This is a genomic window from Streptomyces sp. Xyl84 (assembly GCF_059731885.1).
This window is the reverse complement of record NZ_AP029182.1, coordinates 474,180-487,042: the sequence shown is the minus strand read 5'-3', so window position 1 is coordinate 487,042 and position 12,863 is coordinate 474,180. Positions and strand designations below refer to the sequence as shown.

General features: G+C 73.6%; 10 protein-coding genes. 2 read left to right on the top strand and 8 right to left on the bottom strand.

The window, feature by feature from the left end:
- Nucleotides 1–78: 78 nt before the first annotated feature.
- The 8 genes from AC6I72_RS02070 to AC6I72_RS02035 all read right to left on the bottom strand — a co-directional run bounded on the left by AC6I72_RS02070 (nucleotide 79) and on the right by AC6I72_RS02035 (nucleotide 9,157).
- Nucleotides 79–2,850: a SpoIIE family protein phosphatase gene (locus tag AC6I72_RS02070; protein WP_497998974.1), complete on the bottom strand. Its 2,772-nt coding sequence runs from the start codon at nucleotides 2,848–2,850 to the stop codon at nucleotides 79–81.
- 278 nt (nucleotides 2,851–3,128) lie between these two features.
- Entirely contained in the window at nucleotides 3,129–3,821 is a 693-nt protein-coding gene (locus AC6I72_RS02065; RefSeq protein ID WP_497998972.1) for a GAF and ANTAR domain-containing protein, read from the bottom strand.
- A gap of 189 nt (nucleotides 3,822–4,010) precedes the next feature.
- The gene (locus tag AC6I72_RS02060) at nucleotides 4,011–4,484 is read right to left on the bottom strand and encodes a hypothetical protein (RefSeq protein WP_497998971.1); all 474 of its coding nucleotides are present in this window, start codon (nucleotides 4,482–4,484) and stop codon (nucleotides 4,011–4,013) included.
- 563 nt (nucleotides 4,485–5,047) lie between these two features.
- Nucleotides 5,048–6,556 carry a glycine betaine/L-proline transporter ProP gene (proP, locus tag AC6I72_RS02055; RefSeq protein WP_497998970.1) on the bottom strand — a complete coding sequence of 503 codons (1,509 nt, stop codon included), beginning with the start codon at nucleotides 6,554–6,556 and terminating at the stop codon, nucleotides 5,048–5,050.
- A 212-nt stretch (nucleotides 6,557–6,768) separates the two neighbouring features.
- On the bottom strand, nucleotides 6,769–7,239 hold the full coding sequence (locus AC6I72_RS02050) for a low molecular weight protein-tyrosine-phosphatase (RefSeq protein WP_497998968.1): 471 nt from the start codon (nucleotides 7,237–7,239) through the stop codon (nucleotides 6,769–6,771).
- A gap of 108 nt (nucleotides 7,240–7,347) precedes the next feature.
- The gene (locus tag AC6I72_RS02045) at nucleotides 7,348–8,106 is read right to left on the bottom strand and encodes a metallophosphoesterase family protein (RefSeq protein ID WP_497998967.1); all 759 of its coding nucleotides are present in this window, start codon (nucleotides 8,104–8,106) and stop codon (nucleotides 7,348–7,350) included.
- Nucleotides 8,103–8,393 (bottom strand): hypothetical protein, encoded by a 291-nt coding sequence (locus tag AC6I72_RS02040; RefSeq protein WP_497998966.1) that lies wholly within the window; start codon nucleotides 8,391–8,393, stop codon nucleotides 8,103–8,105. Before AC6I72_RS02040 ends, AC6I72_RS02045 begins: the two co-directional genes overlap by 4 nt.
- Complete coding sequence (locus AC6I72_RS02035; protein ID WP_497998965.1) at nucleotides 8,390–9,157, bottom strand: nucleotidyltransferase family protein; 768 nt, start codon at nucleotides 9,155–9,157, stop codon at nucleotides 8,390–8,392. Before AC6I72_RS02035 ends, AC6I72_RS02040 begins: the two co-directional genes overlap by 4 nt.
- A 550-nt stretch (nucleotides 9,158–9,707) precedes the next feature.
- On the opposite strand from AC6I72_RS02035, the gene AC6I72_RS02030 reads away from it, so the two are divergent.
- Both AC6I72_RS02030 and AC6I72_RS02025 read left to right on the top strand, forming a co-directional pair.
- Entirely contained in the window at nucleotides 9,708–11,987 is a 2,280-nt protein-coding gene (locus tag AC6I72_RS02030) for a catalase (protein ID WP_497998964.1), read from the top strand.
- A 171-nt stretch (nucleotides 11,988–12,158) separates the two neighbouring features.
- On the top strand, nucleotides 12,159–12,701 hold the full coding sequence (locus tag AC6I72_RS02025; protein WP_497998963.1) for a hypothetical protein: 543 nt from the start codon (nucleotides 12,159–12,161) through the stop codon (nucleotides 12,699–12,701).
- Nucleotides 12,702–12,863 lie beyond the last annotated feature (162 nt).

Genomic DNA, 12,863 nt, shown 5'->3' with positions numbered 1-12,863 from the left:
TCGTGCACGAATTCGTAGGAACGAACGAGGGATGCACTGGGGGAGCAGCAGGGAGGAGGAGACGGGCGGATGCCGGGTTCAGGACAGGGACTGCTCCGCCCAGATGACCTTCCCGGTGGGTGTGTAGCGGGTGCCCCAGCGGTCCGCGAGCTGCGCGACCAGGAACAGTCCCCGGCCGCCCTCGTCGGTGGAGGCCGCGTACCGCAGGTGCGGCGAGGTGCTGCTGCTGTCGAAGACCTCGCAGATCAGGGCGGTGTCGCGCAGCATCCGCACCCGTATGGGCGGGCTGCCGTACCGGATGGCGTTGGTCACCAGCTCACTGAGGATCAGCTCCGTGGTGAACGCCGCCTCCTCCAGCCCCCACCGTGCGAGGCAGCGGCTCACCGAGGCCCGCACGTCCCCGACGGCCGCCGGGTCCGCGGGCACCTCCCACTCGGCGGTCCGGTCGGCGCCCAGCGCCCGCGTCCGCGCGACGAGCAGCGCGATGTCGTCCCCCGGCCGCAACGGCAGCCGCGAGTCCAGCATGGCGCGGCACGTCTCCTCGGGCGAGGGGCCTGCCGAGGAGAGCGCGCCGCGCAGTTCCTCCAGGCCCACGTCGATGTCGAGCGTCCGGTCCTCGACGAGCCCGTCGGTGTACAGCACCAGGCGGCTGCCCTCGGCGAGTTCCAGCTCGGCCGTCTCGAACGGCAGACCGCCCAGTCCGAGCGGGGGGCCGGCGGGCACGTCGGCGAACGTCACCTCGCCGTCGGGGGCGATCACGGCCGGCGGCGGATGGCCGGCGCGGGCGATCGCGCAGCGCCGGGAGACGGGATCGTAGACCGCGTAGAGGCAGGTCGCGCCGATCACGGGCGCGCCGGCACCGTCGGCGGCCCCAGTCCTCTCGTCCTGGTCGATCCGGTCGACCATCTCGTCCAGCAGACCCAGCAGTTCGTCCGGCGGCAGGTCCAGGGCGGAGAAGTTGTGGACGGCGGTGCGCAGCCGGCCCATCGTGGCCGCCGCGTGCAGTCCGTGACCGACCACGTCCCCGACGACCAGCGCCACCCGCGCCCCCGACAGCGGCAGCACGTCGAACCAGTCCCCGCCCACCCCCGCCTGCGCGGGCAGGTAGCGGTAGGCGATCTCCAGGGCGCCCTGCTCGGGCAGGCTGCGCGGCAGCAGACTGCGCTGGAGGGTGACCGCCATGCCGTGCTCGCGCGTGTAGCGCCGGGCGTTGTCGATGGAGACCGCGGCCCGCGCCACCAGCTCCTCGGCCAGGGCCAGCTCCTCGGCGTCGAACGGTTCGTCCTTCTGCGAGCGCCAGAAGTCGACGACACCGAGGATCACGTTGCCCGCCCGCACCGGGACGGTGATCAGCGAGTGGATGCCGTACCGGGCCACCTGCCCGGTACCTTCCGTCTCCTGCGCGGGCCCGCCGGGGACGCCCTCGACCCGCGGTTCGAGGACCGGCCTGCGGGTGCTGAGGCTGCGCGCCTGCGGGGAGGACGCCGCCAAGCGGATCTGCGAGCCCACGGGGAGCAGCGGAGCGTCGTCGCGGATGCCGCCGGCCGCCGCACGGCGCAGCGCGGCACCCTGCTCCGGCTCCTCGCCGCGCAGCACGGCGTCGTACAGGTCCACCGTGGCGAAGTCCGCGAAGCGCGGCACGGCCACCCGCACCAGTTCCTCCGCGGTCCGGGTCACGTCCAGGGTGGTGCCGACGCCCACCCCGGCGTCGTAGAGCAGGCTGAGGCGCTCGCGGGCCTCCTCCGCGCGTCCGGACAGCGAGCGCAGCTCCGTGGAGTCGCGCAGGGTGGCCACGCTGCCCGAGGGGCCGCCCTCCAGGTCGGTGGCCCGCTGGTTGATCGCCAGCAACCGGTCGCCGACCAGGTGCACCTCGTCGGTGGCGATCCGCCCGGAGGCGAGCAGCGCCGCCGTGCCCGGATCCAGCCCCAGGTCGAGCACCCGGCGGCCCTCCGCGTCCTCGGGCAGGCCGAGCAGGCGGTGCGCCTCGTCGTTGGCGAGGAGCAGCCGGCCGTCGTCACCGACGATGATCACGCCCTCCCGGACCGAGTGGAGCACCGCGTCGTGGTGCTCGTACATGCGGGTCATCTCGCCCGGCCCCAGGCCGTGCGTCTGACGCAGCAGCCGCCTGCTGACCAGGGCGGTCCCCGCGGTGGCCAGGGCGAGGCCGACGGCGGCCGCGCCCAGCACGACGGGCAGCTGCCGGTCCGCGAGGCCCCCCGCGTTGCGCGTGGTGATACCGGCCGCCACCAGCCCCACCACCGTGCCGTCCGGCGCCTTGACCGGCACCACCGCCTGCACCAGGCGCCCGATGGTCCCGTTGATCTCCTCCACCACGGGAGTGCCGTGCACCGCGGGCGCGATGGTGCCCACGAACTTCTTGCCGATCCGGCCCGGCACGGGGTGGGTGTAGCGGATCCCGTCGGTGTTCATCACGACGATGAAGTCGACGTGCGCCGCCGCGCGGGACGCCTCGGCGCGGGGTTGCAGCACGGCGGTCGGATCGGGCCCGGTGAGTGCCGCCGCGGTCCCCGGCGCGTTGGCGAACGTCTCGGCGACCGCCAGCGACCGGTTGCGGGCCTCCTGGGTGCTGTCGTGCTGCACCTGCAGCACCAGGGCGACGACCGCGGCCAGGACCAGCAGCAGCACCACGACGACCTGGAGCACGAACACCTGTCCGGCGACGGTGCGGCCGCGCAGGGCCGCCCACCGCCGCGCGAACCAGCCGCCCGCGGCCCGGTTCCGCTCGGCGTGCTCACGCGCTCGACGAGCGGAACCGGGCGCCGGCTGAAGACGCTGACCGCCGGAACGGCGGGTCGACCGGGTACCGGCTCGACCCGGGAGTCGGACCATGTGCCATGTCTACACTGCCGGGCCCCTCGTGGCGAGGCCCGTCACGCCTGTGCGCCGGGCCGGTTCACCGCCGGCGGCAGGGCCCCTTTCCCGCGGCCGTACACCCGCCGAGCGGCCACCGCTCAGGGCGCGGGTACGGGACGGCGCACGGGGAGCGTCGGTGGCGGACGCGGTGCCGGCCCGGTGGCGGGCGCGCCGGCGTCCGGTGCGAGGGCGGCGCCCGCCGGGGAGGCCGTGGACCCCGGTACGGCCGTCCGGGTGGCGCGGCCGTACCGCCGTCAGGTCTTGTGGGGGCCCTGCCCGCGGATGTTCTGGGCGACGTCGCGGAGCTTGACGTTGTGGTGCTGGGAGATGCGGCGCAGCACCGCGAAGGCGTCCTCCTCGCTGAGCCGGTGCCGCTCGCGCAGCATGCCCATCGCCTCGCCGATCGCGTGCCGGGTCTCCAGCGCGTGTTCCAGCTGGTCGACGGCGCTGGCACCGGCCAGGGCGACGGCGGCGTGCGAGGCGAGCAGCCAGCCGGCCGTCTCGCTGTCCTGGCTGAAGGCACCAGGACGGCTGGAGTAGCAGTCCAGCGCGCCGAAGTCCTGCTCGTCGGTGAACAGCAGGAAGCCCATCATGCTGCCGATGCCGAGGTCCCGGGCCGCCGGGGCGTACAGCGGCCACTCGGGCTGCGGCCGGGTCAGGTCGGTGATGCGGAACACCCGGTCGCCGTTCACCCGGCGGGCGGCGTCGAAACAGGGGCCCTCGCCCAGCTCGCCCTGGAGGCGGTCGGACTCTTCGACCATGCCGGCGGTCGCGGCCAGACTCACGGCGCGTCCCTTGCGCACGGCCAGGATCCCCGCGGCCTCGCACCCGTCGATGAGTTCCACCGCCGCGGCCGCGATCTCCTCGAGCGTCGCCGCCGGGGACGGCTGGGCCAGCAGACGCCGGGCGAGATCGGCCATCTTCTCGGCGAAGTCGCGCCAGTCCATCCCGCACACCACCCTTCTCCCGGCCACGTGTGCCGCTCCGGGGGTGTCGTCGCCCGCGGACTGCGGTCCTCGCAGCGTACCTCCCCGACCGTCGTGGCACCCGGGTAAGGCGATCATGGCATGCCGGTGCCCCGGCCGGGGGCCGGGGCACCGGGTGGACGGTTCAGGAGCGGCAGGCCGTGGCCGGGGTCAGGACCCCCAGGTGCCCTGGTTGACGGCGCACCGCCAGCCGGAACCGTGCAGGGTGAACTTCAGCTTGTAGTTGCGGGTGTTGAGCAGGTGGGTGCGGACCTTGAAGCCGAGGCTCGCCCTTCCCTTGAAGGTCCGGGTGGAGACGGACACGGTCTTCGACGTCCTGTGGCTGATCCGGCCGCCCGTGGCCGTCGCCGAGCCGAACCGGAGGTTCCTGACGTCGGTGACGGTGAAGGTGACGTTCTTGTAGCTCCGGCTGGTCTTGCTCCTGATGCCGAAGTACAGGCCACCGCCCGTTACCCAGCCTTGGTGGTCCACGTAGAACCGGGTCGGGTAGACGATGTCGAGCGGGCAGCCCGCACTCTTCTGTGTGACGGTCGCCGCCGAGGCGGCACCGGCCAGTCCCACCTGGGCGGTGGTGAGGACGCCGGTGGCCACCAGGGCCGCGACGGCCGTGCGTGTGCGGTTCATTGCGGTGTTACCTCTTCCCCCTGCGGCCCTCGCGGGCCGGTACGACATGACCCGCGAAGCCCGCCGAGGCGGCCCGCCGGTCAGTGACGCCGTATTTCCTAACACGGACGAGAGCCGCGAAAGCAACTACTGTGACTACAGTGCTACTTGGTGACCAAACCGGAACATTTGCGGGGCAACCCGGGCGGTGTCCCGGCGGTCGGGACGCCGGGCCGTGAGCGGACGGGGCGCCGGGGCACGGGCCGGCCAACCTCCTCCCAGGTGTCGGCCACTTCTTCACCCGCCGCCCCTGACACGCCCACCGAGGTGGGCAGGAAGGGGCCGGCGGCCGGGCCGCTTCCGGTCCGACCGTGACGCGAGGAGGGGGCGACGCCGCCGAAGCCGGTGCTGCCCGGCGCCGAGCAGACCATCCCGCACCAGGAGCGGGGTCACCGGCCGCAACTGTGAGCCGGGGACCGTCCCGGACCCGCGCGCCGACTGGTCCGGGACGGTCGGCGCACGACGGTGCGAGGGCCGGCGCGCGGGTCCCGGTCCGCCGCCGCCCGCGGCGGTCGCGCGGTGGCTCAGAACTTCGGCGCGGGCGCCTGGCTCTCCACCATCCGCGCCGCTTCCTCAGCGGTCGCCACGGCGGGCGGGGAGCCCGCCAGCGGCCTGCGCGCGGTCTCCTTCATGCACGCCACGGAGACCACGCCGACCAGCGCGGCGGCCATGGCGTAGTAGGCGGGCATGAGTTCGCTGCCGGTGGCCGAGATCAGCGCGGTGATCACCAGCGGGGTCGTTCCGCCGAAGAGCGAGGTGGCCAGGTTGTACCCGATGGACAGGGAGCCGTAGCGCACCTCGGTCGGGAACAGGGCGGGCAGCGCCGCGGACATCGTCCCGAGCATGCACACCAGGGACAGCCCCAGCATCAGCATCCCCGCGCTCACCGCGACCGCGCCGCCCTGGCCGACCAGCAGGAAGGCGGGCACCGACAGCAGCAGGAAGCCCAGCATGCCGGTCATCAGGACGGGCTTGCGGCCGATCCGGTCGGACAGCCTGCCGACCTGGTTGATCAGCAGCATCAGGACCACCATGGTGCCGATCAGGATCAGCAGGCCGTTCGTCTCGGTGTAGCCCAGCTCGTCGGAGAGATAGGTGGGCATGTACGACAGGAGCATGTAGTCGGTGATGTTGTAGGCGCCGACCAGGCAGACGCACAGCACCAGGGACGGCCAGTACTGGCGGAAGATCTTCGCGATGTCCCCCTTGGCGGTCGTCTCCACCGCGGACGCCGCCTCGGACGCCCGGTGCACCGAGGCGTCCTCCAGCTTCTGGAAGGCGGGCGTCTCGTCCAGCCGCAGCCGCAGGTACAGACCGATCAGTCCGATGGGCCCGGCCACCAGGAACGGCACGCGCCACCCCCAGGACTCCATCCCGCCGCTGCCGAGGACCGTGGTCAGCAGTGTCACCAGGCCCGCCGCGCCGACGTACCCGGCGAGCGTGCCCAGTTCCAGGAAGCTCCCGAAGAAGCCCCGGCGCCGGTCGGGCGCGTACTCGGCGATGAACGTGGAGGCACCGCCGTACTCACCGCCCGTGGAGAAGCCCTGCACCAGCCGGAAGAAGATCAGCAGGGCCGGGGCCCAGAAACCGATGGCCGAGTACGACGGGATCAGCCCGATCGCGAACGTCCCGATCGCCATCATGATCATGGTCATCGCCAGGACGGTCTTGCGGCCGATCTTGTCGCCCATCGGTCCGAACACCATGCCGCCGAGCGGACGCACCAGGAAGGACACGGCGAACGTCGCGAACGACGCCAGCAGCTCGACCGTGCCGTTCCCGGACGGGAAGAAGACGTGCCCGATGGTGACGGCCAGGTAGCTGTAGATGCCGAAGTCGAACCACTCCATGGCGTTGCCCAGCGAGGCGGCCTTCACCGCGCGCCGTACGGCACGCTCGTCGGTGACGGTGATGTCGGTCCGCCGCAACGGGGGGTTCCTGCGGCGCTCGGCCGCGCGGAACAGCGCGCGGTGACGTCTGAGGGCACCCCGATCGGCGTCGTTCTCCCGAAGGCCGTCTCCGTTGCCCGCCATGAGGGCTCCTCTCTGCCGACGCACAGACATCCAGGAGACCGCCTGCTCACACGTGGCGAGCGCAAACGGGCCGTCGGTACAGAGCGAGATTCGCCACGTCGGCGGAACCGGCGCGAGGGCCGCCGGTCACCCTTCCCGGCGTGGGCCGCGGGGCGGGCCGATCCGGCGGGCGACACCGTTCGTCGCGGCGGCGACGCCGGCCGGCCGGGCGGTCATGGCGTCAGGCGGTCCCGTACCCAGGCGAGCAGGCCCGGCATCGTGGCCTCGATCATGGCCAGCACCTCTTCGAAACCCTCCGGGCCGCCGTAGTACGGGTCGGGGACGTCGAGATGCGCGCTCGCGTCCGCGTCCGGGTCGAACGAGCGCAGCATGCGGACCAGGGACGGGTCCTCGACCAGACGGCGCAGCGCCTTCTCGTGACCCCGGTCCATGGCCAGGAACAGGTCGGCGTCCAGGTGCTCGGCACCGACCTGCGCGGCCACGTGCTCCACGGGATAGCCGTGCCGGACCAGTACGTCACCGGCCCGCTCGTCGATGGGCTTCCCGGCGTGCCAGGGGCCGATGCCCGCACTGGTGACCCGCACCCGGCCGGCGAGCCCCGCCCGGCGCAGATGCTCGGCGAACACCAGGGCGGCGGACGGCGACCGGCAGATGTTCCCGCTGCAGACGAAACAGATGTGCACGGACCCCAGGGTACGGAACGGGAGGCGCGCGCCCCGCCCCGCCCGCGCGGGGGCCCGCACGCGGCAGCCCTCGGACTCACGGCCGCCGCCCGGCTGCCGAACGCACCGTCACCGCCCCGATTCTTCTCCTGGCCCTCCGTCGTCGCCGTCGTGCAGGTGGTACACGTGGAACGCGCGCCCGATGACCGGCTGGGCGACGTTGCGCACGCGCACGCCGCCGCTCGTCATCCCGTTCTCCGTGCCGGCGTGCGCGTGCCCGTGCACGGCGAGGTCGGCGCCCGCCGTGTCGACGGCCTCGGCCAGCAGGTAGCTGCCCAGGAACGGGTAGATCTCCAGGGGCTCACCGGCGAGCGTCTCCGGTACGGGGGAGTAGTGCGTCAGCGCGATGCGCGCGTCGCAGCCCTGCTCGGCCAGGTGCTCCAGGGAGGCGCGCAGGCCCTCGGCACAGCGGCGGCTGCACCGCACGAACTCCTTCATCAGCGGTTCGCCGAACTCGCCCGCGCTGCGGCCGAGGAAGCCGCCGCCGAAGCCCTTGGTCCCCGCGACGCCGACCCGCGCCCCGCCGCACCGGATGACGACCCCGCGCCCCTCCAGTACCTGCGCGCCCGCGTCCTCCAGGACGGCGGCGACCTCCTCGGGCCGTTCGTCGTGATGGTCGTGGTTGCCGAGGACCGCCACGACCGGCACCCCCAGGCCCTCGATCTCCCGCGCCACCACCCGTGCCTCCTCCGGCGTGCCGTGCCGGGTGAGGTCGCCCGCCAGCAGCAGGAGGTCGGCGCACTCGGGCAGGGTCTCGAAGGCGGGCCGCAGGGTGCCCTGGGTCTCGGGGGCCATGTGGATGTCCCCGACCGCTGCGATCCGGATCATGCGAGGTCCTCCGCGTGGTCGGGGGAGGAGGCGTCGGTGACGACGACGTCGCAGTGGACGCGGTGGCCGGCGAGTTCGGCGCCGACGAGGCCGCAGATCTCGTCCCGGCAGTGCGCCGAGGGGACCGTGCCGGTGAGCAGCACCGCCTCGCCGCGCACTTCGAGCCGCACCCCCAGCTCGCCCAGCGGGCCGCCGGCGATCCGCTCCCTGAGATGGGCGACGCGGTACTCCAGGTTGTCTCCGGGGGCAGGAGGGCCGGATGCCCGCTCTCCGGGGTGGTGGTTCATGACGGCTCCTTCGGCGGGGCGATGACGTTCAGGCGTTCGAGGAGGAAGAAGAAGGAGGCCGGCATGGGGTCGTCCCCGCAGGCACGCCGGACCCGGTCCCAGTCGACCTTCTCGCGCAGGGCGCGGGCGATGGGGAGCACGGCGCCGAAGTCGCAGTGGTGCTCGGAGAACGCGGCGACCAGGCTCCACAGCAGGTCGGTCGGGGCCAGGACGGGCATGCGCACGGAGTCGACCGACAGTTCCTCGGCGCGGCCGAGCATCTCCCGGGAGACGGGCTGGTGAGCGAGGACGAAGATGACGTCGATGTCCTGGTCGAAGCACTTGGCCTTGATGAGCCAGTCCTCCGGCGGCTCGTAGACCGTGAGGCCGCTCTCCCGCAGGGTGGCCGCCACCGCCCGGGCGTCGTCGGGCAGGACGCAGAAGTCGGCGTCGTGCTGCAGGTTCTCGCTGCCGCCGTGCGCGTACACCGCCACGCTGCCCGCCAGGGCGAAAGCGTGCCCTTTCCGCTTGAGCAGGGCCCCGACCTGTTTGGTCGCCTCGAGGATCGCCTGGTTGCGGTCCCGGGGCAGCTGCTGCGGCTCCTGGGGAGGGTGCTCCCGCGCCGTGAGGCCCCCTTCGGCCTGTGGTGCGGGGCCCTGCGGAGCCTGGGGCGTCAGGTCCTGCGCGGCGTGCGGCGCCGGCCGCTCGGCTGCGCCCGCCGCCAGGCGAAGACCCGCCGGTCCGCCCCGCCGTGCGGGCGCCGTGCCCCCTCCGTCCCCTGCCATGCCCGCTCCCTCCGTCCTCGTCCTTGAACCGCCGGACCGCCTCGGCCGCCGGACCGCCTCGGCCGGGCCGTCGCCGGCGCACCGGACGGTTTCCGCTGTTCTCCGGCGCCCGGACGGGTACCCGCCGTGCCCGCACCGACACGACGCGGCTCGGGTCCGGCAGCCGTGCGGTCCGCTCCCTCCCCTCCCCGGGGGGCCGGTCACCGCGGCCGGCGCGTTTTCCACAGGGCTTGACCGGCGCGACCGGGGTACGTGGGGGTGACAGCCGGCCGGGGTGGCGGCGACCGCGGAGGGAAGGGGGCGGGGCGGCACGGCGCCCGGGGGTTCACCCCGTCGTGGCGGGCCCCGTGCGCCGCCCTCCGGGCCGTGAGAGATTGACAGGGCCGATGTCCGTAAAGGGCTGTTTGCCCGTATTTTTCGATCTCTCGGACCGAACGGCAGGACCGGTGGCAGCCGCAGGCGAGGGGCCCCGTCGGGGCGACCGGCGATCGGACAGTGACGGCCGCCGCACACGCACGTGGTGGCGGCCAGGAGTGGAGGAACGGTACGCATGAGCGAGGCCAACCCCATCAAGCAGGCGGCCCACAAGGTGGCCGACGCGCTCCAGGGTGACGGTGCGGGGCCGGAGGAGGGCATCCCGGGGAAGCCGGGTTCCGAGTCCCCCTCCGTCGCCGAGCCGACACAGCCGCGCGACCCGCTGCCGCCCAAGCCCGACCAGAGCGGCCCGGACACCGTCTCGCCCACCGGGCAGCCGACCGGCGCGGACCGGGCCCGTATGGCGCAGAGCGGGAGCTACCTGACCACCGCGCAGGGGGCGCGGCTGTACGACACCGACCACTCGCTCAAGGCGGGGCCGCGCGGTCCCGTACTGCTGCAGGACCATCATCTGCGCGAGAAGGTGATGCACTTCGACCACGAGCGCATCCCGGAGCGCGTGGTCCACGCCCGTGGCGCCGCGGCGCACGGCGTCTTCACCAGCTACGGCACCGCGTCCTCGGTGACGAAGGCCGCCTTCCTCGCCAAGGACGTCGAGACCCCGGTCTTCGTACGGTTCTCCACGGTGCTCGGATCCCGCGGATCCGCCGACACCGTGCGGGACACCCGCGGGTTCGCGACCAAGTTCTACACCAGCGAGGGCGTCTTCGACCTGGTCGGGAACAACATCCCGGTGTTCTTCATCCAGGACGCCATCAAGTTCCCCGACATCGTGCACGCCGCCAAGCCGCACCCCGACCGGGAGATCCCGCAGGCGCAGAGCGCCCACGACACGCACTGGGACTTCGTCACCCTGCACACCGAGGCCACCCACCACGTCCTGTGGAACATGTCGGACCGGGGCATCCCGCGCTCGTTCCGCATGATGGAGGGCTTCGGTATCCACACCTTCCGCCTGGTCGACGCCGAGGGCCGGACCACGCTGGTGAAGTGGCACTGGAAGCCGAAACTGGGCGTCCACTCGCTGGTGTGGGAGGAGGCGCAGATCGTGAGCGGCGTCGACCCCGACTTCCACCGGCGGGATCTGGCCGACGCCATCGAGGCGGGCGCCTACCCCGAGTGGGAGCTGGGCATCCAGACCTTCCCCGACAACCCCGAGCAGACCTTCGAGGGCATCGACCTGCTGGACCCGACGAACATCGTCCCCGAGGAACTCGCCCCCGTGCAGCCCGTCGGACGGCTCGTCCTCAACCGCAACCCGTCGAACTTCTTCGCCGAGACCGAGCAGGTCGCCTTTCACCCCGGCCACCTCGTGCCCGGCATCGACATCACCGACGACCCCCTGCTGTCCGGGCGGCTCTTCTCCTACCTGGACACCCAGATCACCCGGCTCGGCGGCCCCAACTTCGCGCAGATCCCGATCAACCGCCCGCACGCCCCCGTCAACGACATGCTGCGCGACGGCTTCCACCAGACGGCCGTGCACCGGGGCGTGGCCCCCTACCGGCCGAACTCCCTCGACGGCGGCTGCCCGTTCACCGCGGGGGCGGACACGGGAGCGTTCATCGAGGCACCCGTGCGCATCCCGGAGGCGAAGAAGGTCCGGGAGGCTCCCGAGACGTTCGCGGACCACTTCAGCCAGCCCCGCCGGTTCTGGCTCAGCATGACCCCCGTCGAGCGCGAGCACATCATCGGCGCCTACACCTTCGAACTGGGCAAGTGCTACGAGCAGGCCGTCAAGGAGCGAGGCCTGCAGGTGCTGGCCAACATCGACCCCGAACTGTGCGCCGAGGTCGCCGCCGGGCTCGGCCTGCCCGCGCCGGAGGCGACCGTGCCGCTGGCCGACGTGCAGCCCAGCCCCGCGCTGTCCCAGGTCGGCCACACCTGGCCCACGGACGGCAGGGTGATCGGGATCGTCGCCGGTCCGGACGGCGACCTGGACGGCGTACGGGCCGTGCGGGAGGCCGTGCTCGCCGGCGGCATGGTGCCCCTCGTCGTCGCGCCCGCCGGCGGCACGCTCGGGGACGGCGCCGACCCGCTGTCCGTGCAGCGCACCTACGCCACCGCCCGGTCCGTGGAGTTCGACGCCGTGCTGGTGTCGGGGACGCCGGGCGTGGGCGCCGACGCCTACGGCGCCCGGGACGCGAAGTCCGGCCTCGCCTCCCCGCGCCAGGCGAGCCACGATCCGCGCGTCAGCCTGCTGCTGTCCGAGGCGTTCCGGCACGGCAAGGCGATCGGCGCCTGGAAGGGAGCCGAAGCCGCGCTGGAGGCGGCGGGCGTCCCGACCGACGCGCCCGGCGTGGTCCTCGGGGACAGCGGGACCGCCACACTGGAGCAGATCACCCGCCTCCTGGGCGCGCACCGCGTCTGGGAGCGGTTCCCCGCGGAGGCCTGACCCGCCCCCGTCCCGTCGGCTCCGGACCTCCTCCGGGACGGCCCGCCGCAGCGCTCGCGCTGTGGCCAAGGCCACGCCCCGGAGGAGGTCCGCGCCATAGGCGGGGCGCGGGCCGCGCACTACGGTTCCAGGTAGTCCCTGTGTCCGTGAACCAGTGCGAACGGCCCGGCAGTGCTCGAAGATCTCTCCCCCCTCATCGCGGCGACCGCCCAGTGGCTGACCGCCGCGTACCCGGCATCCGGCGGCGCCCTGGCCTCCGCCCTGTGCGAGGTGCAGGCGCGCCAGGCAGTGGCGCTCGCGGCCTGGCTGCGCTACCCGACGCCCATGGACGCGGCGCTGGTCGGCATGGCCGGCCCCGGCGGTTCCGCCCGCCTGGACTGGGTCGCCGGCGCGGACGGCGCCGGGGCCGGGGACCCCGACACGTACGCCTGGCGCACCTGGGTGGACGAGGTCGTGGCGAGCTGGGCGGCCTGCCTTCTCACCGATCCCGCCCTGGCCGGCCGCGCCGTCGCCGCGCTCGCCGAGGACGCGCTCACCGGCGACGGCCGTGCGGCACACACTCCGGTCGAGTTCCGGCGCCTGCTCACCCCGGACGAGCGGGACAGTTCGGCGGCGGCCCTGCTGCGCCACCCCGACCTGCTCGCCCCCGTGGCCGCCCTGCACCGCGCCCAGCTCCTTGAGCGCCTGGAACCGGACGAGACCCTGGCGGCCTGACCCTGTGCCGCGCGGCTGCCGCGGGGCGCAGGCGCCGCCGCGCGGAGACCGGGTGCTCGTCCGCCGGGACACGAGCGAGGGCGAGCACCGCCGCTCGCCCTCCCCGTGACAGCCCCGCCCCGGTGACAGCCCCGCCCCCGGTACAGGCCCGGTCCCGGTACC

What these genes read in the sequence shown, in the direction of transcription:
- AC6I72_RS02070 (WP_497998974.1), bottom strand. Translation starts at nt 2,850, where the DNA reads ATGGTCCGACTCCCGGGTCGAGCCGGTACCCGGTCGACCCGCCGTTCC.
- AC6I72_RS02065 (WP_497998972.1), bottom strand. Translation starts at nt 3,821, where the DNA reads ATGGACTGGCGCGACTTCGCCGAGAAGATGGCCGATCTCGCCCGGCGT.
- AC6I72_RS02060 (WP_497998971.1), bottom strand. Translation starts at nt 4,484, where the DNA reads ATGAACCGCACACGCACGGCCGTCGCGGCCCTGGTGGCCACCGGCGTC.
- proP (WP_497998970.1), bottom strand. Translation starts at nt 6,556, where the DNA reads ATGGCGGGCAACGGAGACGGCCTTCGGGAGAACGACGCCGATCGGGGT.
- AC6I72_RS02045 (WP_497998967.1), bottom strand. Translation starts at nt 8,106, where the DNA reads ATGATCCGGATCGCAGCGGTCGGGGACATCCACATGGCCCCCGAGACC.
- AC6I72_RS02040 (WP_497998966.1), bottom strand. Translation starts at nt 8,393, where the DNA reads ATGAACCACCACCCCGGAGAGCGGGCATCCGGCCCTCCTGCCCCCGGA.
- AC6I72_RS02035 (WP_497998965.1), bottom strand. Translation starts at nt 9,157, where the DNA reads ATGGCAGGGGACGGAGGGGGCACGGCGCCCGCACGGCGGGGCGGACCG.
- AC6I72_RS02030 (WP_497998964.1), top strand. Translation starts at nt 9,708, where the DNA reads ATGAGCGAGGCCAACCCCATCAAGCAGGCGGCCCACAAGGTGGCCGAC.